The organism is Oleiagrimonas sp. MCCC 1A03011 (assembly GCF_003267965.1).
Classification (GTDB): domain Bacteria; phylum Pseudomonadota; class Gammaproteobacteria; order Xanthomonadales; family Rhodanobacteraceae; genus Oleiagrimonas; species Oleiagrimonas citrea.
Map to the genome: position 1 here is coordinate 17,859 of NZ_MSPY01000009.1, position 18,566 is coordinate 36,424.

16 protein-coding genes are annotated in these 18,566 nt (G+C 69.6%); 13 read left to right on the forward strand and 3 right to left on the reverse strand.

Translation table 11 applies throughout. From position 1 onward, the window contains the following. Nucleotides 1–525: 525 nt before the first annotated feature. The 12 genes from BTJ49_RS14090 (at nucleotide 526) to ilvN (ending at nucleotide 15,697) form a co-directional block, all read left to right on the forward strand. Complete coding sequence (locus BTJ49_RS14090; RefSeq protein WP_113066064.1) at nucleotides 526–1,653, forward strand: homoserine dehydrogenase; 1,128 nt, start codon at nucleotides 526–528, stop codon at nucleotides 1,651–1,653. After that, nucleotides 1,650–2,594, forward strand: coding sequence for a homoserine kinase (locus tag BTJ49_RS14095; protein WP_113066065.1), 945 nt, complete (start codon nucleotides 1,650–1,652; stop codon nucleotides 2,592–2,594). Before BTJ49_RS14090 ends, BTJ49_RS14095 begins: the two co-directional genes overlap by 4 nt. Then, on the forward strand, nucleotides 2,582–3,877 hold the full coding sequence (gene thrC / locus BTJ49_RS14100) for a threonine synthase (protein ID WP_113066066.1): 1,296 nt from the start codon (nucleotides 2,582–2,584) through the stop codon (nucleotides 3,875–3,877). Before BTJ49_RS14095 ends, thrC begins: the two co-directional genes overlap by 13 nt. A gap of 548 nt (nucleotides 3,878–4,425) precedes the next feature. Beyond that, nucleotides 4,426–6,036 carry a 2-isopropylmalate synthase gene (locus BTJ49_RS14105; RefSeq protein ID WP_113066067.1) on the forward strand — a complete coding sequence of 537 codons (1,611 nt, stop codon included), beginning with the start codon at nucleotides 4,426–4,428 and terminating at the stop codon, nucleotides 6,034–6,036. Between the two features lie 331 nt (nucleotides 6,037–6,367). After that, the gene (locus BTJ49_RS14110; RefSeq protein ID WP_113066068.1) at nucleotides 6,368–7,423 is read left to right on the forward strand and encodes a branched-chain amino acid transaminase; all 1,056 of its coding nucleotides are present in this window, start codon (nucleotides 6,368–6,370) and stop codon (nucleotides 7,421–7,423) included. After that, a complete protein-coding gene (gene leuC, locus BTJ49_RS14115; RefSeq protein ID WP_113066069.1) occupies nucleotides 7,420–8,841 on the forward strand; it encodes a 3-isopropylmalate dehydratase large subunit in 1,422 nt (473 codons plus the stop codon). Before BTJ49_RS14110 ends, leuC begins: the two co-directional genes overlap by 4 nt. Nucleotides 8,842–9,019: 178 nt before the next feature. Continuing rightward, nucleotides 9,020–9,601: a 3-isopropylmalate dehydratase small subunit gene (leuD, locus tag BTJ49_RS14120; protein ID WP_113066070.1), complete on the forward strand. Its 582-nt coding sequence runs from the start codon at nucleotides 9,020–9,022 to the stop codon at nucleotides 9,599–9,601. Between the two features lie 54 nt (nucleotides 9,602–9,655). Then, nucleotides 9,656–10,753 carry a 3-isopropylmalate dehydrogenase gene (gene leuB / locus BTJ49_RS14125; RefSeq protein WP_113066071.1) on the forward strand — a complete coding sequence of 366 codons (1,098 nt, stop codon included), beginning with the start codon at nucleotides 9,656–9,658 and terminating at the stop codon, nucleotides 10,751–10,753. A 10-nt stretch (nucleotides 10,754–10,763) separates the two neighbouring features. Continuing rightward, nucleotides 10,764–12,443, forward strand: a complete 1,680-nt coding sequence (gene ilvD, locus BTJ49_RS14130; protein WP_113066072.1) for a dihydroxy-acid dehydratase — start codon at nucleotides 10,764–10,766, stop codon at nucleotides 12,441–12,443. 44 nt (nucleotides 12,444–12,487) lie between these two features. Then, the gene (gene ilvC / locus BTJ49_RS14135; protein ID WP_113066073.1) at nucleotides 12,488–13,510 is read left to right on the forward strand and encodes a ketol-acid reductoisomerase; all 1,023 of its coding nucleotides are present in this window, start codon (nucleotides 12,488–12,490) and stop codon (nucleotides 13,508–13,510) included. 62 nt (nucleotides 13,511–13,572) lie between these two features. Continuing rightward, nucleotides 13,573–15,414, forward strand: coding sequence for a biosynthetic-type acetolactate synthase large subunit (gene ilvB / locus BTJ49_RS14140; RefSeq protein ID WP_240601846.1), 1,842 nt, complete (start codon nucleotides 13,573–13,575; stop codon nucleotides 15,412–15,414). Between the two features lie 25 nt (nucleotides 15,415–15,439). Continuing rightward, the gene (gene ilvN, locus BTJ49_RS14145; RefSeq protein ID WP_113066075.1) at nucleotides 15,440–15,697 is read left to right on the forward strand and encodes an acetolactate synthase small subunit; all 258 of its coding nucleotides are present in this window, start codon (nucleotides 15,440–15,442) and stop codon (nucleotides 15,695–15,697) included. A 16-nt stretch (nucleotides 15,698–15,713) separates the two neighbouring features. Here the strand turns inward: ilvN and BTJ49_RS14150 are convergent, their stop codons facing one another. After that, nucleotides 15,714–16,064, reverse strand: coding sequence for a VOC family protein (locus tag BTJ49_RS14150; protein WP_113066076.1), 351 nt, complete (start codon nucleotides 16,062–16,064; stop codon nucleotides 15,714–15,716). A gap of 107 nt (nucleotides 16,065–16,171) precedes the next feature. Between BTJ49_RS14150 and ubiA the strand changes: the two genes are divergently transcribed. Then, a complete protein-coding gene (ubiA, locus tag BTJ49_RS14155) occupies nucleotides 16,172–17,176 on the forward strand; it encodes a 4-hydroxybenzoate octaprenyltransferase (protein WP_113066077.1) in 1,005 nt (334 codons plus the stop codon). A gap of 164 nt (nucleotides 17,177–17,340) precedes the next feature. Here the strand turns inward: ubiA and BTJ49_RS14160 are convergent, their stop codons facing one another. Both BTJ49_RS14160 and BTJ49_RS14165 read right to left on the reverse strand, forming a co-directional pair. Then, nucleotides 17,341–18,060: a ComF family protein gene (locus BTJ49_RS14160; protein ID WP_113066078.1), complete on the reverse strand. Its 720-nt coding sequence runs from the start codon at nucleotides 18,058–18,060 to the stop codon at nucleotides 17,341–17,343. A gap of 46 nt (nucleotides 18,061–18,106) precedes the next feature. After that, entirely contained in the window at nucleotides 18,107–18,490 is a 384-nt protein-coding gene (locus tag BTJ49_RS14165; protein ID WP_146742351.1) for a hypothetical protein, read from the reverse strand. Nucleotides 18,491–18,566: the final 76 nt, after the last annotated feature.

Here is an 18,566-nt window from a genome sequence, read left to right on the forward strand (position 1 = left end):
CACAGATATGCCCTTCGGTCGTCATCTCGGCGAAAGCCGGGACCCAGTGCCTGTCGATTCTTCCAGAGATGCAAAGACTCTGGATCCCGGCTTTCGCAGGGATGGCCACGTTCTTCGGAAGCGTTCGGGAGCGGCCATACATCCACGGACCTAGCCGGTTCCCGGCCGGCCACGCCACCCGGTTCACCACACCGAATCCTGCCCGTGAGCAACGACCCGGTCACGTATACGCCCACTTATGCCATTTGCTTCATTGACCAACGTGCACGCGCCGCACTAGGTTCGAAGCATGCACATTGACGCACGCCCGCATCGATTCCTCGATCCTTCGGCTTCCGGCCGAAGCGCAGCGGCGGCGTGCACGACGACCACGGCCATTACGACCACCGGTACCACCTGCCCGGGGCGAGTGTTCGTGCGCGACTGATTCCATCACGCAAACGGCCCGCCCCGCACCGGACGGGGCCGTGACGCGACCCCGACGACGCAGGACACGGCCCTCTCCAGGGAGGCAACACCGTGAACATGCACGCATCGCAACTGGACCCCGACTGTCTGCAGCCATCTGCGGCCGCGCCGACGCCCGCGCTGCGACGGCTGACCGTGGGCGTGGTCGGACCCGGCCGCGTCGGCAGCGCGCTGCTGGAACAATTGCGCGCGGCGCGCGAGCGTCTGCGCCGCGAACAGCACATCGATCTGCATCTGCGCGTGGTCGCCGACAGCCGGCGCATGTGGCTGGACAGCGACGACGACGCGCTGAACGCGCGCCACGGCGGCGCGCAGATCTGGCGACCGTCCAGCCTCGACGATGTCGCGGCCTGCCTGCACGGCGCGCCGGGGGCGGTGATCGTCGACTGCAGCGCCAGCGAGACCGTCGCCGCGCGCTACGCCGACTGGCTCACCGCCGGCCTGCATGTGGTCACCCCGAACAAGCTCGCGCCCAGCGGGCCGCTGCCGCACTGGCGCGCGCTGCAGGACCTGGCCCGCACACAGCGCGTGCAGCTGCGCTACGAGGCCACGGTCGGCGCCGGTCTGCCGGTGGTGCAGACCCTGCGCGACCTGCTCGACACCGGCGACGAACTGGTCGCGCTGGAAGGCATGCTGTCCGGGACCCTGGCCTGGCTGTGCGACGCCTACGACGGCCAGCGCCCGTTCTCCGCGCTAGTGCGAGAGGCCCACGAGCGGGGCTACACCGAACCCGATCCGCGCGCCGATCTGGACGGTCTCGACGTGGCGCGCAAGCTGGTGATCCTGGCGCGCGAAAGCGGTCGCGGGCTTTCCCTCGACGACGTCTCGGTGCAGTCTCTGGTGCCGGACGCCCTGCGCCACGTCGATCGCGAGCATTTCATGGACCACCTGCACCTGCTGGACGACCCCATGGCGGCGCTGCACGCCAAGGCCACCGCCGAAGGCGCGGTGCTGCGGCACATCGGCCACCTCGATGCGGACGGCCGCGCGCGCGTCGGTCTGGTTGCGCTACCCGCCGAACACGGCTTCGCACAGGCACGCGGTGCAGACAACATCGTGCAATTCCACACCCGCCGCTACGCCGACACGCCGCTGCGCGTGCAGGGTCCTGGCGCCGGTCCCGACGTCACCGCCGGTGGCGTGTTCACCGATCTGCTGCGCGTGGCCGCGGAGGCGCGCGCATGAGCGCGGACATTCGACACGAAGCCTGCGCCTGGGCGCCGGCCAGCGTCGGCAACATCGGCATCGGCTTCGACATCCTCGGCCACAGCCTGGACGGCGCCGGCGACCGCGCCCGCGTGCGCCGCATCGACGCGCCGGTCGTGCGCATCGACGACATCGACGGCTGCGTCGCCGATCTGCCGCGCGAAGCCGCCGCCAATACCGCCGGCCAGGCCCTGATCGCCCTGCGCGAAGCGCTGGACCTGCCGTTCGGCTTCGCCGTGCACCTGCACAAGGGCATCGCGCTGGGCTCGGGCATGGGCGGTTCGGCATCCTCCTGCGTGGCCGCGCTGGTCGCCGCCAATGCGCTGCTGGACGAACCGCTGTCACGCGAGGCGCTGTACCCGTTCGCGCTCGACGGCGAGGCCGTGGCCAGCGGCGGCCGCCACGGCGACAATGTCGGCTGCATGCTGCTCGGCGGGCTGGTGCTGACCACCGAGCAACACCTGATCCGCCTGGACGTGCCCGACGCCTGGCATTGCGCGCTGGTGCATCCGCACGTCGTAGTGGAGACGCGCCGCGCGCGCGAGGCGCTGTCCGGGGCCTACGCCATCGGCGAGTTCGTCGCCCAGAGCGCGCACCTCGCCCTGGTCCTGACCGGCTGCCAGCTCGGCGACGCCAACCTGGTGCGCGACGGCCTGCGCGACGTGCTGGTCGAACCACGCCGCGCGCCGCTGATTCCCGGCTTCGATGCCGTGAAGCGCGCCGCACTGGATCACGGCGCACTGGGCGCCAGCATTTCCGGCGCCGGCCCCAGCGTGTTCGGCTGGTTCGAGCGACGCGCCGAAGCCGAAGCCGCCGCCGTCGCCATGGCTCGCGCCTTCGCCGATCACGGTCTCGCCAGCGACCGCTTCGTCGCGCCGATCAACGGCCCCGCCGCACGGCTCGAATCATGCGCATCCTGAGCACCCGCGGCGACGCGCCTGCCGTCGGTCTGAGCGCCGCCATCGCCGCCGGCCTGGCGCCGGACGGCGGCCTGTACGTCCCCGCCGCGTTCCCGCGCGCGGACCTCGACGCGATCACGCCGGACGCCGCGCTGGCCGACATCGCCGCCTGGCTGCTGCGGCCGTGGTTCACGGGCGATCCGTTGGCCCCGCACCTCGACGCGATTTGCCAGGAGGCGCTGTCGTTCGACACGCCGCTGCGCCCGCTGCCGCGGAATGACACCTACCTGCTGGAGCTGTTCCACGGCCCGACCGCCGCCTTCAAGGACATCGGTGCTCGCTTCCTCGCCGCCTGCATGCGCCGGCTGCGCGCACCAGACGACCCACCGCTGACCATCCTGGTTGCCACCTCCGGCGATACCGGGGCGGCCGTGGGCGCGGCCTTCCACCGCCTGCCGGGCTTTCGCGTCGTCATCCTGTATCCGGACGGCCGCGTGTCGCCGCGCCAGGCACACCAGCTCGGCTGCTTCGGCGACAACGTGCACGCCTTCCGCGTCGCCGGCAGCTTCGATGACTGCCAGCGCATGGCGAAGACGGCCCTTGGCGACACGGACCTGCAAACACGCACACCGCTGAGTTCGGCCAACAGCATCAGCCTGGGCCGCCTGCTGCCGCAGATGAGTTACTACGCGCAGGCCGCGCTGCGCCTGCATGCCGAGCACGGCGTCGCCCCTGATTTCGTGGTGCCGACCGGCAATCTCGGCAACGCGCTGGCCTGCATCTGGGCGCGCGAGATGGGGCTGCCGATCGGCAACGTGCATCTCGCCTGCAACGCGAACACGGTGCTGCCCGACTTCCTCGCCGGCGCGGACTACGAGCCACGCGCCAGCGTCGCCACGCTGGCCAACGCCATGGACGTGGGCGCGCCGAGCAACGCCGAACGCCTGCGCTGGATGTTCGACGACGACACCCTGCGCGCGCGCTTCACCGCGCAGAGCGTCGATGACGCCACCATCCGCGACACCGTGCGCGCGTTCGCTGATGCGCACGATCTCATCGTGTGCCCGCACACCGCGACCGCACTGCATGTGCTCGCACAGCTTCGCGATGTGGACCCGTCGCGCCTGCGCGTCGCCGTGGCCACCGCGCACCCGGCCAAGTTCGAGGGCGTGATCGAGCCGCTGATCGGCCATCCAGTCCCCGTCCCGACCGCGCTGGAGGCTTTGCTGCAACGCCCTTCCGCCACCGCACTGCTGGCACCGACGGACGACGCACTGCGCGACGTGCTGACTGCACTGGACTGATCCGCGCACACGATACGCACTAGGTCACGCTACCGCCCTTATATTCGATTTAGCCATATGGACGTCCATCCATTCACGCATGCTTTTCATTGACACCCCCGTCAACCCTGCGTAGGTTCGGTAGACATGTCGCAGCACACGCGCCAGCACGAAAACGCCCCGACCGGCTTTGCCCCGGTCCGCGCGCTGCTGTCGTCGCTGCGTGACGTCGCGCTCGTGCGCATCGAGCTAGCCCTAATCCTAGTCGTAGTCATTATTACCAGCGGAGGTGCGGGTTAAGGGCACGCGTCCACGATTAGCGCAACACGGACACAGTCAAAAACCCCGCACCCGGAAACGGATGCGGGGTTTTTTGTTGCCTTGGAGCGTGGGCCGTAGAAACGATCGAGGCGAAAAGTCGACTGCGTGAGGACAGGTTTTCGACGATTCGCCGGCCCATGGCCATCGCCATGGGTCAAGAAGCGGCGGAAGCATGGACCGCGCAGACGGCTTTGCAGACCGATCGGTTTCTACGACCCACGCTCCCAACCCGCCCAGCGGAGCCTCGGATGAACCAGCAGAACCCCACATCGCCACGCGCCACCGACGACGACCGCGTTGCCGTCGACGATCATGTACGCGTCTTCGACACCACCCTGCGCGACGGCGAGCAGGCGCCCGGTTTCTCCATGAACCGCGCGCAGAAGATGCGCCTGGCGCACGCGCTGGAGGAGCTGGGCGTGGACGTGATCGAGGCCGGCTTCCCGCAGGCCTCGCCCGACGACTTCGCCGCCGTGGCGCAGATCGCCGGCGAACTCCGGCACAGCACCGTGTGCGGCCTGTCGCGCTGCCTGCCCGGCGACATCGAGACCACCGCGCGCGCACTGGAACAGGCGAAGTCCGCGCGCATCCACCTGTTCCTGTCGACCAGTCCGCTACACCGCGAACACAAGCTCGGCATGAGCAAGCAGCAGGTGATCGACACCGCCGTCGACGCGGTGCGCCGCGCCCGCGCGCTGTGCGACGACGTCGAATTCTCCGCCGAGGATGCCCTGCGCACCGAGCACGAGTTCCTCGCCGAGATCTTCTCCGCCGTGCTCGACGCCGGCGCCGTGACGCTGAACGCGCCGGACACCGTCGGTTACACCACGCCGACCGAGGTCGCCGAACTGTTCACCTGGCTGCGCGCGAATGTACGCGGCGCCGAACGCGCGGTGTTCTCCGCGCATTGCCACGACGATCTGGGCCTGGCCGTCGCCAACAGCCTGGCCGCCATCGGCGCCGGCGCACGCCAGGTCGAATGCACCATCAACGGCATCGGCGAGCGCGCCGGCAACGCCGCGCTGGAGGAAATCGTCATGGCGCTACGCGTGCGAGCGCCGCACTACGCCGTCGACACGCGCATCGATGCACGCCGTCTGTATCCGACTTCGCGCCTGCTGTCGCGGCTGACCGGCCAGGCGCTTCCGCGCAACAAGGCCGTAGTCGGCGAGAACGCCTTCGCGCACGAATCGGGCATCCACCAGCACGGCATGCTCAAGCATCGCGGCACCTACGAGATCATGCGCGCCGAGGACGTCGGCGTGCCGCCCACGCGGCTGGTGCTGGGCAAGCATTCGGGCCGCCACGCATTGCGTCAGCGGCTGGAAGAACTGGGCTACACGCCCGACGAAACCCGCCTCGGCGCCATCTTCGACGCCTTCAAACAACTCGCCGACCGCAAGCGCGAGATCCACGACGGCGACCTGGAAGCGCTGGCGCTGGGCCGCGATCCGGACCAGCCCGGCCCGTGGCGCATCGAGCAGCTGCATGCGGCCTCGCATCTGCGCGGCGGTGCTTCGGCCTCGCTGAAACTGCGCCACGACGACGGCCGCGAGGTCAGTGAGGCGGCCATCGGCGACGGTCCGGTCGACGCCGTGGTGCGCGCGGTCGAGCGCGCCACCGGCGAGGCCTTGCCGCTGACCGACTTCCGCATCCTCTCCGCCAGCGAGGGCGGCGACGCGCAGGGCCAGGCCGTGCTCGTGGTCGACCGCGAACAGCGCCAGTGGCGCGGCCACGGCTGGTCCACCGACATCGTCGAAGCCGCCGCGCTGGCCGCGCTGGATGTGGCCAACGCCATCGCCCGCGACCACGCGCGCCAGGCCCGCAAATCCCCCGCCGCGAAGGTGGCTACCGCATGAGTACGCCAACCGTCCGCATGAAGTCTCCGCGCTGGCGCATACATCCGGGTCACGCACATCGATCACGTCATACGCCTGCCAGCAGTTCATGCCGCGCGCACTTCCTCTGGTCGCACCACAGGCACTTCCTCCGGTCGTCATTCCGGCGAAAGCCGGAACCCAGTGACTTCGATGCGCGGTCAAGGCCCTGGGTGACTCGCTGTACTCGCCCCTTCAGAGCCGTTCTTCGGACGTTCTGCACGCTTCGCGCTTGTCCGGTTTTCGCCGGAATGACGGACAGCTTTTTCTTCGCACACCACGAAACACCCACGCACCCCCCCGCGAGGACCCCATGAGCGACTCCACCCTGATCTGGCAGAACGGCACGCTGAAGCCCTGGCACGAGGCCACGGTGCACGTCAGCGCGCACGCGCTGCACTACGGCTCCTCGGTGTTCGAGGGCGAGCGCGTCTACGCCACCCCCGACGGGCCGCGTTTCTTCCGCCTGGCCGACCACACCCGGCGCCTGTTCGCCTCGGCGCGCGTGTACGGCATCGACATCGGCTACACGCCGCAGCAGATCGACGACGCCTGCCGCGACGTCGTGCGCGCCAACGGCATGGACGCGGCCTACGTGCGCCCGGTGGTGTTCCGCGGCGCCGGCGGCCTGGGCATCCTGCCCAAGGACGACGTGGTCGACGTCGCCGTGCTCGCACTGCCGTGGGGCAGCTACCACGGCGACGCGCGCGAGCAGGGCGCGGACGTGTGCGTGAGCAGCTGGAACCGCGCCGCGCCGAACACCTTCCCCAGCTGGGCCAAGGCCGGCGGCAACTACCTCAACAGCCAGCTGATTGCACTCGAAGCGCGCCGCGGCGGCTACGCCGAGGGCATCGCCCTGGGCTGCGACGGCCTGCTCAGCGAAGGCGCGGGCGAGAACCTGTTCCTGGTGCTGAACGGCGAACTGGTCACGCCGCCGACCAGCGCCGGCGTGTTGGTCGGCATCACCCGCGACAGCGTCATCGCGCTGGCCGGCGAGCTGGGCATCCCCTTCGTCGAGCGCGCGCTGCCGCGCGAGGCGTTGCTGTACGCCGACGAGATCTTCCTGTGCGGCACCGCCGCCGAGATCACCCCGGTGCGCTCGGTCGACGGCGCGCCCGTCGGCCGCGGCGGCGTCGGTCCGATCACGCGCGCGCTGCAGGACGCCTTCTTCGGCCTGTTCGACGGCCGCACCGAAGACCGCTGGGGCTGGCTCACGGGACTGGACGAGCCCGCTTCGACAAGCGCTGCAAGGGACCCGAGACACGCTGCATCTATCTCAGCGGTCATCCCTGACCGCGAAAAGCACAAAGCGGCCATCCGTGACCGCACTGTTCGAGAAGCGCCGGATTCGATGGAGGCCTCCGCATGACTACCCCACGCACCCTGTTCGAGAAAGTCTGGGACGCCCACCAGGTCGTCGCCGAAAAAGCCGATGCGCCGGCCGTGCTGTACATCGACCTGCACCTGGTGCACGAGGTCACCTCGCCGCAGGCCTTCGATGAACTGCGCCTCCGCGAGCTGCGCGTGCGCCGTCCCGACCGCACCTTGGCGACGCTGGACCATTCCACGCCGACCCTGCCCGCGGCCGCCGACGGCACGCGTCCCTACGTGACGCCGCAGGCCGAGGCGCAGGTGCGCACGCTGGAAAGCAACTGCGCCGCCTTCGGCGTCGAGCTGCACGGCTGGGACAGCGACGCGCGCGGCATCGTCCACGTGATCGGCCCGGAGCTGGGCGCGACGCAACCGGGCATGACCATCGTCTGCGGCGACAGCCACACCGCCACGCACGGCGCGTTTGGCGCGCTGGCCTTCGGCATCGGTACCACCGAGGTCGGCCACGTGCTGGCCACGCAGTGTCTGCTGCAGCGCAAGCCGAAGACCTTCGCCATCCACGTCGACAACGCCCTGCCGACCGGCGTCTCAGCCAAGGACCTGGTGCTGCACGTGATCGCCACCATCGGCGTCGGCGGCGGCACCGGCCACGTGCTGGAATTCCGCGGCCCGGCCATCGAGGCGCTGTCGATGGAAGAACGCATGACGGTGTGCAACATGGCCATCGAGGCCGGTGCGCGCGCCGGCATGATCGCCCCCGACCAAACCACCTTCGACTGGCTGAAGAAGCGCCCGCGCGCGCCGCAGGGCGACGCCTGGGACCGCGCCGTCGCGCACTGGCAGACGCTCAAGAGCGACGACGGCGCACGCTACGACCGCGAAGTGCGCATCGACGCCGCCGCCGTGCGCCCGACCGTCACCTACGGCACCCATCCAGGCATGGCCGCAGCGATGGACGCGCCCGTGCCCGCCGCCGCCAACGCCCAGGAAGCCCGCGCACTGGAGTACATGCAGGTCCGCGCGGGCAAGGCGATGGCCGGCATGCCGGTCGACGTGGTGTTCGTCGGCAGTTGCACCAACTCGCGCCTGCCCGACCTGCGCGCCGCCGCCGAGGTGCTGCGCGGGCGCAGCGTCGCCGAGGGCGTGCGCATGCTGGTGGTGCCCGGCTCCGAATCGGTGCGTCGCGCCGCCGAGGCCGAGGGCCTGCATGAAGTCTTCACCGCCGCCGGCGCCGAATGGCGCGTGCCGGGCTGCTCGATGTGCATCGCCATGAACGGCGACCTGGCCCAGCCCGGCCAGCTGGTGGTGTCGACCTCCAACCGCAACTTCGAGGGCCGCCAGGGCAAGGGCGTGCGCACGGTGCTGGCCAGTCCGGCCACCGCCGCCGCCTCCGCCGTGGCTGGCCGCATCGCCGACCCACGCAGCTTGCTGCAGACCTCGGAGGCCGCGGCATGACGCGCGTCCGTCCGATCCCGCTTGTTCCCGGTCCCCGCCGGCAGGCCACTCCACGCCGACGGCCCGTGCGCGTGCGTCTCCTCCCGACGCCCGACGCGCGGTTCCGGCCCCTGCCCGCGCGCGACCGTCCCCTCACGCGGGGACCGGGAACAACCTTCTCTTTCCGCGGAGACCGCCCATGAAACCGCTGACCCGCATCCGCTCGCGCACCGCCGTGCTGGCGCACGCCAACATCGACACCGACCGCATCATTCCGGCGCGCTTCCTGACCACTACCGAGCGCACCGGCCTGGGCCGACACGCCTTCGAGGACTGGCGCTACCGCGCCGACGGCAGCGACGACCCGGACTTCGAACTCAACCGACCCGAAGCGCGCGACTGCCGCATCCTCGTCGCCGGCCGCAACTTCGGCTGCGGCTCCTCGCGCGAGCACGCGCCCTGGGCGCTGCTGGACTTCGGCATCCAGGCGGTGCTGTCCAGCGAGATCGCCGACATCTTCCGCTCCAACGCGCTGAAGAACGGCCTGCTCGCGGTGGTGGTCAGCGAAGCCGAGCACCGCTGGCTGCTGGACCACCCCGGCGTGGAACTGTCCATCGACGTCGCCGGCAGCTTCATCGAACTGCCCGATGGCGGCCGCTTCGCCTTCGAGCTGGACGGCTTCGCCCGCCACTGCCTGCTGCAGGGCGTGGACCAGCTCGGCTTCCTCCAGCAACACGCCGGCGCCATCACAGCCTACGAACAGCGCGCCGAGGCGGCCTGACACCAACGCTCGCATTCCCTTCGCACCGCATTGCCACTTCAAGGATCACGCACCATGCAAGCCCACCTGGTCACCCTCCCCGGCGACGGCATCGGCCCCGAGGTCACCGCCGCCGCCGTCGATGTGCTCAAGCACGTCGCCGCCCACCACGGCCACGATTTCCGCTTCAGCGAGCACGCCATCGGCGGCGCCGCCATCGACGCCACCGGCGCGCCGCTGCCCGACGCCACCCGCGACGCCTGCCTGGCCGCCGACGCGGTGCTGCTGGGCGCGGTCGGCGGTCCGAAGTGGTCGGACCCGAACGCCAAGGTGCGTCCCGAGCAGGGCCTGCTGGCGCTGCGCGCGGCGCTCGGCGTGTTCGCCAACCTGCGGCCGCTGAAGGTGCATCCGCGCCTGGCCGAGCGCTCGCCGCTGAAGACCGAGCGTCTGAAGGACGTCGATTTCGTGGTCGTGCGCGAACTCACCGGCGGCGCCTACTTCGGCGCCAAGACCCGCGACAAGGACCGCGCCACCGACGAATGCGCATACACCGTGACCGAGATCGAGCGCGTGCTGCGCCGCGGCTTCGAGCTGGCCAGCCAGCGCGGCCGCCGCCTGACCTCGGTGGACAAGGCCAACGTGCTGGAGACCTCGCGCCTGTGGCGGCACACCGCCGAGCAGGTCGCGCGCGACTACCCGGAAGTGCATCTGGAGCACCAGCTGGTCGACTCGATGGCGATGCTGATGCTGACCCAGCCGTCGCGCTACGACGTCATCGTCACCGAGAACCTGTTCGGCGACATCCTCACCGACGAGGCCGCCGCGCTGGCCGGCTCGCTGGGTCTGCTGCCCTCGGCCTCGCTGGGCGATAGCCACGGCGGCCTGTACGAGCCGATCCACGGCTCGGCCCCGGATATCGCCGGACGCAACGCCGCCAATCCACTCGGCGCCATTGCCAGCGCCGCGCTGCTGTTGCGCCATGCGCTGGGGCTGGAAGCCGAAGCCGCCGTGATCGAGGCCGCGGTCGAGCATGTGGTCGCGCACGGTCCGTGGACGCGCGACCTCGGCGGCACCGCCACCACGTCGCAAGTGCGCGACGCGGTGATCGCCGCACTGGATCTGGACGAGGACTGCAGGCCGGCGTTTCTCGCCGGCATGCGGGCCTGTGGCTGAGGGGCGGCGCATGCGAAGCGACACCATGAAGAAAGGCCCGGACCGCGCCCCGGCGCGCGCGATGATGCGCGCCACCGGCCTGGACGACGACGCCATCGGCAAGCCGCTGGTCGCCGTGGTGCACACCTGGTCCAACGTCAGCCCGTGCAACCTCAACCTGCGCGATCTGGCCAACGAGGTCGCCGACGGCATCCGCGCCGCCGGCGGCACGCCAATCGAGTTCAACACCATCGCCGTCACCGACGGCATGGCGATGGGCACGCCAGGCATGCGCGCCTCGCTGGTCAGCCGCGAGGTCATCACCGACTCCATCGAACTGGCCGTCAACGGCCACTGCCTCGACGCCATGGTGGTGCTGTGCGGCTGCGACAAGACCATTCCCGCCGCCGCGATGGCGCTGGCGCGCCTGGATATTCCGGGCGTGGCGCTGTACGGCGGCAGCATCGGCCACGGCACACTGGACGGCAAGTCGATCACCGTGCAAGACGTGTTCGAGGCGGTCGGCGCGCACGGTGCGGGCAAGATGTCCGATGCCGAACTGACCCGCGTCGAGACCCGCGCCTGTCCCGGCGCCGGCGCCTGCGGCGGTCAGTACACCGCCAACACGATGGCGATGATCCTGACCACGCTCGGCCTGTCGCCGGTCGGCTTCAACGACGTGCCGGCCACGCACGCGGACAAGCCGGACGTCGCGCGCCGCTGCGGCGCACTGGTAATGGCGTGCCTGGCGCAATCGCGCACGCCGCGCCAGTTGATGACGCGCGAAGCCTTCATCAACGCCGCGCGCCTGGTCGCCGCCACCGCCGGTTCCACCAACGCCGCACTGCACCTGCTGGCGATCGCAAACGAAGCCGGCGTGCAACTGGATCTGGAGGACTTCAACGCCGCCTCCGAGCAGACCCCGGTGATCGCCGACCTGATGCCGGCCGGACGCTACAGCGCGGTGGAGATGTTCGAGGCCGGCGGCGTCGCCGCCATCGCCAACGAACTGCGCCGCGCCGGCATGCTGGTCGACACGCCGACCGTCACCGGCCGCAGCCTGTTCGCCGAACTCGACGACGCGCCGCCGGCGCAGGTCGCGCATGACCTGGTGCATTCGGTCGACGCGCCGATCAAGCCGCGCGGCGGCTACGCGATCCTGTACGGCAACCTCGCGCCGCAGGGCTGCATCCTGAAGCTGGCCGGCCTCGGCCAGGGCGGCTTTACCGGCACCGCGCGCGTGTTCGAGAGCGAGGAAGACGCCTTCGCCGCGGTGCAGAACGATCGCATCCAAAAGGGCGACTTCCTCGTCATTCGCAACGAGGGACCGGCCGGCGGCCCGGGCATGCGCGAGATGCTTGGCGTCACCGCCGCGCTGATCGGCCGTGGCCTCGGCAACGATGTCGCGCTGATGACCGACGGCCGCTTTTCCGGCGCCACGCGCGGCTTCATGGTCGGCCACGTCGCGCCCGAGGCCGCACGCGGCGGACCCATCGCCCTGCTGCGCGACGGCGACCGCATCGTCATCGATAGCGAGGCCCGCACGCTCAGCACCGACGCCGACCTCGACGCCCGCCGCGAAAGCTGGAACGCCCCGCCGCCGAAAGTCACCCGCGGCGCACTGGCCAAGTACGCGCAGCTGGTCGGCTCGGCCTCGACCGGCGCCGTCACCAACGGTTCCACGCCCTACCGCTGGCGCACATCCGCCTGAAACCCGACGACCCCGCATCGATCCGCACTTCACTGGAGAACACCATGAGCACCGCCACCACCGACCTTCTGAAAGACGCCCGCATCGCCGTCCTCGGCTATGGCAGCCAGGGCCGCGCGCACGCGCTGAACCTGCATGAGTCCGGCCTCGACGTGATCGTCGGCGCGCGCGAGGGCGGTCCGTCCTGGCAGCGCGCGCAGGACGACGGCCTGAAGGTCGCCACGCCCGCCGACGCGGTCAAGGACGCCGACCTCGTCGCCGTGCTGACGCCGGACATGACCCAGCCGAAGCTGTACGAGGAAGCCATCGCGCCGCACATCAAGCCCGGCGCGGCGCTGCTGTTCGCGCACGGCTTCAACGTGCACTTCGGCCAGATCGTGCCGCGCGAGGACATCGACGTGAACCTGGTCGCGCCCAAGGGCCCCGGCGCGCTGGTGCGCAGCGAATACCAGCGCGGTCGCGGCGTGCCCTGCCTGGTCGCCGTGGCGCAGGACGCCACCGGCCAGGCCGAAGCCAAGGCGCGCGCCTACGCGGCCGGCATCGGCGGCGCGCGCGCCATGCTCATCCAGACCGACTTCAAGGAAGAGACCGAAACCGACCTGTTCGGCGAACAGGCGGTGCTGTGCGGCGGCGCCAGCGAGCTGGTGCTGAAGGGCTTCGAGACCCTGACCGAAGCCGGCTACCAGCCGGAGATCGCCTACTACGAGGTGATGCACGAGCTGAAGCTGATCGTCGACCTGTTCTACGAGGGCGGCCTGGCGAAGATGCTGCAATTCGTGTCCGAGACCGCGCAGTACGGCGATTACACGCGCGGTCCGCGCATCGTCGACGAGGCCACCAAGGCGCGCATGAAGCAGGTGCTGACCGAGATCCAGGACGGCACCTTCGCCCGCGAATGGACGGCCGAATACGACGCGGGTCTGCCCAACTACAAAAAGTTCAAGCAGGCCGATCTGGAGCATCCGATCGAGAAGGTCGGCGCGCAGCTGCGCTCGCGCATGGCCTGGCTGCACAAGGACAAGCAGGCCGCGACCGCCACCGGCGAACCGATGAAGAAAGCCGGCTGATGCGCGGGCCGGCTTCCCGCGCGGAGGCCGGCCCTTGGTTTCGAAGATCCAGGGAATTTGCAGTGAACGCTTCCGCTTTGCCCGCCGAACAGCCCGCCCCCACGCCCGCCACGACCGGCGCCGACATCGTCGTGCAGGTGCTCGCCGGCGAGGGCGTGGACGTGCTTTTCGGCTATTCCGGCGGCGCCATCCTGCCGGTGTACGACGCCATTTTCCGCCACAACGCCGAGCACGCCGACACCGATGGCAAAGAACCCTTGCCGCTGGTGGTGCCGGCCAACGAGCAGGGCGCGGGCTTCATGGCCGCCGGCTACGCACGCGCCTCGGGCAAGGTCGGCGTCGCCATCGTCACCTCGGGACCGGGTGCAACCAACACGGTGACGCCGGTGCGCGACTGCATGGCCGATTCGATTCCGCTGGTGGTGATCTGCGGCCAGGTCGGCACCGCCGCCATCGGCAGCGACGCGTTTCAGGAAGCGCCGATCACCAACATCATGAGCGCCTGCGCCAAGCACGTGTTCCTGGTCACCGATCCGGACCGTCTGGAGGCCACGCTGCGCACCGCGTTCACGCTGGCGCGCAGCGGGCGGCCGGGGCCGGTCGTCGTCGACATTCCCAAGGATGTGCAGAACGCCGCACTGACCTTCCGTGGCGACGGCGAGCTGCCGCTGCCCGGCTACCGCGCGCGCATCGCCACCAGCGCCACCGGCGGACTCGCCGGCGACGCCTGCCGCGCCTTCTTCGACGCGCTCAAGGCATCCAAGCGGCCGCTGATCTACGCCGGCGGCGGCATCATCGCCGGCGAGGCCGCGCCCGCGCTGCGCGCCTTCGTCGAAGCCTTCGGCGTGCCCGTGGTCACCACGCTGATGGGCATCGGCGGCATCGACACCACCGACCCGCTGGCGCTGCACATGCTGGGCATGCACGGCACCGCCTACGCCAATTACGCAGTCGAGGACTGCGACCTGCTGCTGGCACTCGGCGCGCGCTTCGACGACCGCGTCGCCGGCGTGCCCGACGCCTTCGCGCCGGGCGCGAAGTTCCTCGCCCAGATCGACATCGACCCGGCCGAGATCGACAAGGTGAAGACCGTCGACTGGCACCACGTCGGCGACCTGACGCCAACGCTCGAACAGCTGACCGCCTGGGGCCGCGCGCACGACGTGCAGCTCGACGTCGGCGACTGGCACGCGCACGTCGCCGCGCTGAAATCGCGCCACGCGATGAACTACGACCGCGAGCACACGCTGATCCAGCCCTACGCCGTGCTCGAGGAAATCAACCGCCACACGCAGGGCCGCGCCATCATCACCACCGGCGTCGGCCAGCACCAGATGTGGGCGGCGCAGTACCTGCACTTCCGCGAACCGCGCCACTGGCTGACCTCCGGCTCGATGGGCACGATGGGCTTCGGCCTGCCCGCCGCCGTCGGCGCACAGTGCGCGCGGCCCGACGCGCTGGTCATCGACATCGACGGCGACGCCAGCATCCGCATGAACCTGGGCGAGCTGGAAACCGTCACCACCTACGGCCTGCCGGTGAAGATCGTGGTGCTCAACAACTGCGGCGACGGCATGGTGCGGCAGTGGCAGAAGCTGTTCTATCGCGGTCGCTTCATGGCCTCGGACAAGAGCCTGCACCGCAAGGATTTCATCCAGGCCGTGCAGGCCGACGGCTTCACATGGGCCAAACGGTTGGACGACCCGCGCGCACTGGCCGCCACTGTCGCCGACTTCCTCGCCTTCGACGGCCCCGCCTTTCTTGAAGTGATGATCGACCCGGATGCCGGCGTCTACCCGATGATCGGCCCCGGCGCGCGCTACGCGCAGATGATCACCGGCGACTTCATCCCCTCGCGCGACGCGGACGGCGACAACGCGCCGTCGGTCACCGCCATGTTCTGACGGAAGCCTTCCGACGGAGAACACCATGAAACACACGCTCTCGATCCTGCTGCAGAACGAAGTCGGCGCGCTGGTGCGCGTGGCTGGACTGTTCTCGGCGCGCGGCCACAACATCGACAGCCTGCATGTGGCCGCCACCCGCGACCCCGCCGTCTCGCGCCTGACCCTGACCGTCCACGGCGATGCCGCAAGGCTGACGCAGATTCTCAACCAGACCCGCAAGCTGGTCGACGTGCTGCAAGTCGAGCACTGCAGCGAGTCGCCTGAATCGCACGCGGCGTGACGCGGATGCGCCGTATCTATCTGGCCTCGGCCACGACATCCAGCTCGAACACGTGATTGTCGTCGTCGGTGAAGTACAACGCCGTCTCGCCACGAGCGAGCTGCACGCAGCGCCCCTGCGTCTTCAGCCGCTGCGCACACGTCGCCAACTCGTCCGCGTCGACCGCGAAGGCGATGTGGTCGCCGTTGGTCTTCGCCGGCGGCTCGCCCGCCACCAGCGCCAGACAGACGCCGCCCAGATGCACGCGCGTGTCATGGTCGCCTTCGCCCGGCGTGACCCGCGCATCGTCGAACAGGGTCCCGAGCCAGGTGGCGGTGCGCATCGGATCGCGCACCATCAGCGCGATGTGATCGAGGTGTCGTGGCATGGGTCTGCTCGTTCCGTGAGTCGTACCTCGACGCTAGCACGGAACGCTTGACCGGCTCGTGACAGAACCCGCTCGAATGCCGCGCGGCGCACGCTACACTTGCGCGCATGAATCGTCCGCCACGCCCCGCTCCCCGCCGCCGTCCGCCGCCGCGCGTCCCGCCGCGTGCGCGCACCAGCGTCCAACGCACCGAAGACAGCTCGCAGCGCGCCGGCCAGGTGCTGGGCTGGCTGCTCAAGTGCCTGCCCGAGCGCTGGCGCGCGCCGACCTACGACATGCTGGTGCTGACGCGCATGGACCGCCCGGTCGGCGCGCTACTGCTGCTGTGGGCCTGCTGGTGGGCGCTGTGGCTGGCGGCGATGGATTTTCCGCCGTGGAAGCCGTGGCTGATCTTCACCCTCGGCGTGTTCGTGATGCGTTCGGCCGGCTGCGCCATCAACGACTACGCCGACCGCAAGCTGGATGCGCAGGTGCAGCGCACACGCGAGCGGCCCATCGCCGCCGGACGCATCACGCCGAAGCGCGCGCTGACCGTGTTTTTCGTGCTGCTGCTGGTCGCCTTCGGCCTGGTGCTGCTGACCAACCCGCTGACCATCAAGCTGTCCTTCGGCGGCGCGGCGCTGGCGGCGATCTACCCGTTCACCAAGCGCTACACGCACCTGCCGCAGGTGGTGCTGGGCGCGGCCTTCGGCTGGTCGATCCCGATGGCCTTCGCCGCCGTCGCCAACCACGTGCCGCCGATGGCCTGGCTGCTGTTCCTGGCCAACGTGGTGTGGTCGACGATGTACGACACCGAGTACGCGATGGTCGACCGCGAGGACGACCTGAAGGTCGGTGCCAAATCCACCGCGATCCTGTTCGGCGAGCTCGACCGCGTGATCGTCGCGATCCTGATGGCGACCTTCCTGCTGGCGATGGTCATGGTCGGCCACCGCGCGCAGCTGGCCTGGCCGTACTGGCTGGGCGTCGTCGCCGCCAGCGGATTGATGGTGTGGCAGCAGTGGTTGATCCGCGGGCGCGAGCGCATGCCCTGCCTCCACGCCTTCCGCAACAACAACTGGGTCGGCTTCGCGCTGTGGATGGGGCTGGCCATCGCGCTGGCGATCCGCTGACCCGCGTAGGCATCGCCATCACAATGGCGCGATGCGCGCCATTGCGCACAGAAATCGGTGCGGGCGCGCACGCCGCCCGCATCCAGACGGTCTTGTCTGGCCGTGCTTCTGCCGTTACCGCCCTTGTGGTATCGGCACCGAAAGCGTCAGGACGTATCGCTCGCTCAGCGCTGCCCCGGTAGCGGCGCGCGGGCCAGCGCCCACACGTCGACGCGCTGCACGCCGGCACGTTTCAGCACCCGCGCACATTCGGACAGCGTCGCGCCCGTGGTCATCACGTCGTCGACCACCGCGATGTGCGCCGGCAGCTTCGCGGTCAGACGCAATTCGAAGGCATCGCGCACGTTGCGCCGACGCGCCGTGGCATCGAGTTCGGTCTGCGCCTGCGTTGCCCGTACCCGCCGCAGCACGTCATGCCGTAGCCGCACGCGCTGCCGCCGCGCCAGCACGCGCGCCAGTTCCAGCGCCTGGTTGTAGCCGCGCTCGCGCAGCCGACGACGATGCAGCGGCACCGGCACGATCCACTGCGGCTTCGCCGGCGGCGTGCGCTGCGCCCACAGTTCCGCCAGCGTGCGCCCGGCGGCGAGCTGCCCGGAAAACTTGTAACGCGCCTCCAGCCGATCCAGCGGCCACGCATAGCGAAACGGCACCCATGCCGCATCCCAGCGCGGTTTCCGCCGCAGACACGCGCCGCACTGCGCCGCCGGATGCTCCAGCGGCAACGCGCAGCGTGCGCAGCATACGGTATTGACCGGCAAGTCCTCGCGGCACGCCGCGCACAGATCGAGCCTGTCGCCGGGCGCGCCGCAGAGCAGACAGCGAGGCGGCAGCAGACGAAGTGAAAGATGCGCGCCGACTCGGCGCAGATGGTTCAAGGCTTCCATGCCATACCCTTTTTGTCGTTCCAATCAAAAGCGCAATATGCAAATTTCAGAATTGCGCACTAATCCCCTCGATACATAAATATGTTCGGTCATCCCTGATCGTGACGATCAATTCCAGCTGCACCGAACCCGAAGCATCCGTAGGCAATTCACATGTTGCCACGGCAAACAAGAACGACTCACCCGGCTTGAAATACGCCACCGATGTCCTCGGTGGGAGGTCCGACTTCACGAGCGACGTTGCGCCCAACTCGTCCAGAGAAGCCTGAAGTTCCTGCTGAATCGCATCGGGGATCGGGCGATCGTATGCCAACGCGTAACCGTACGAGGAAGCAAGCCAATCGTACTGCCCTGCCCGAAGGCGTACCCCTGCATCTGCAGCAAGCGCTGCAAGTGACACCGAATCAGTTTGATCTTTTGAAAGTTCCATCCTTGAACTCATTTCGTCCACACTGAGGGGAAATTCCGGCGAGCTTGGACCGCAATGAGGGCTGGCGGCGTTCTTC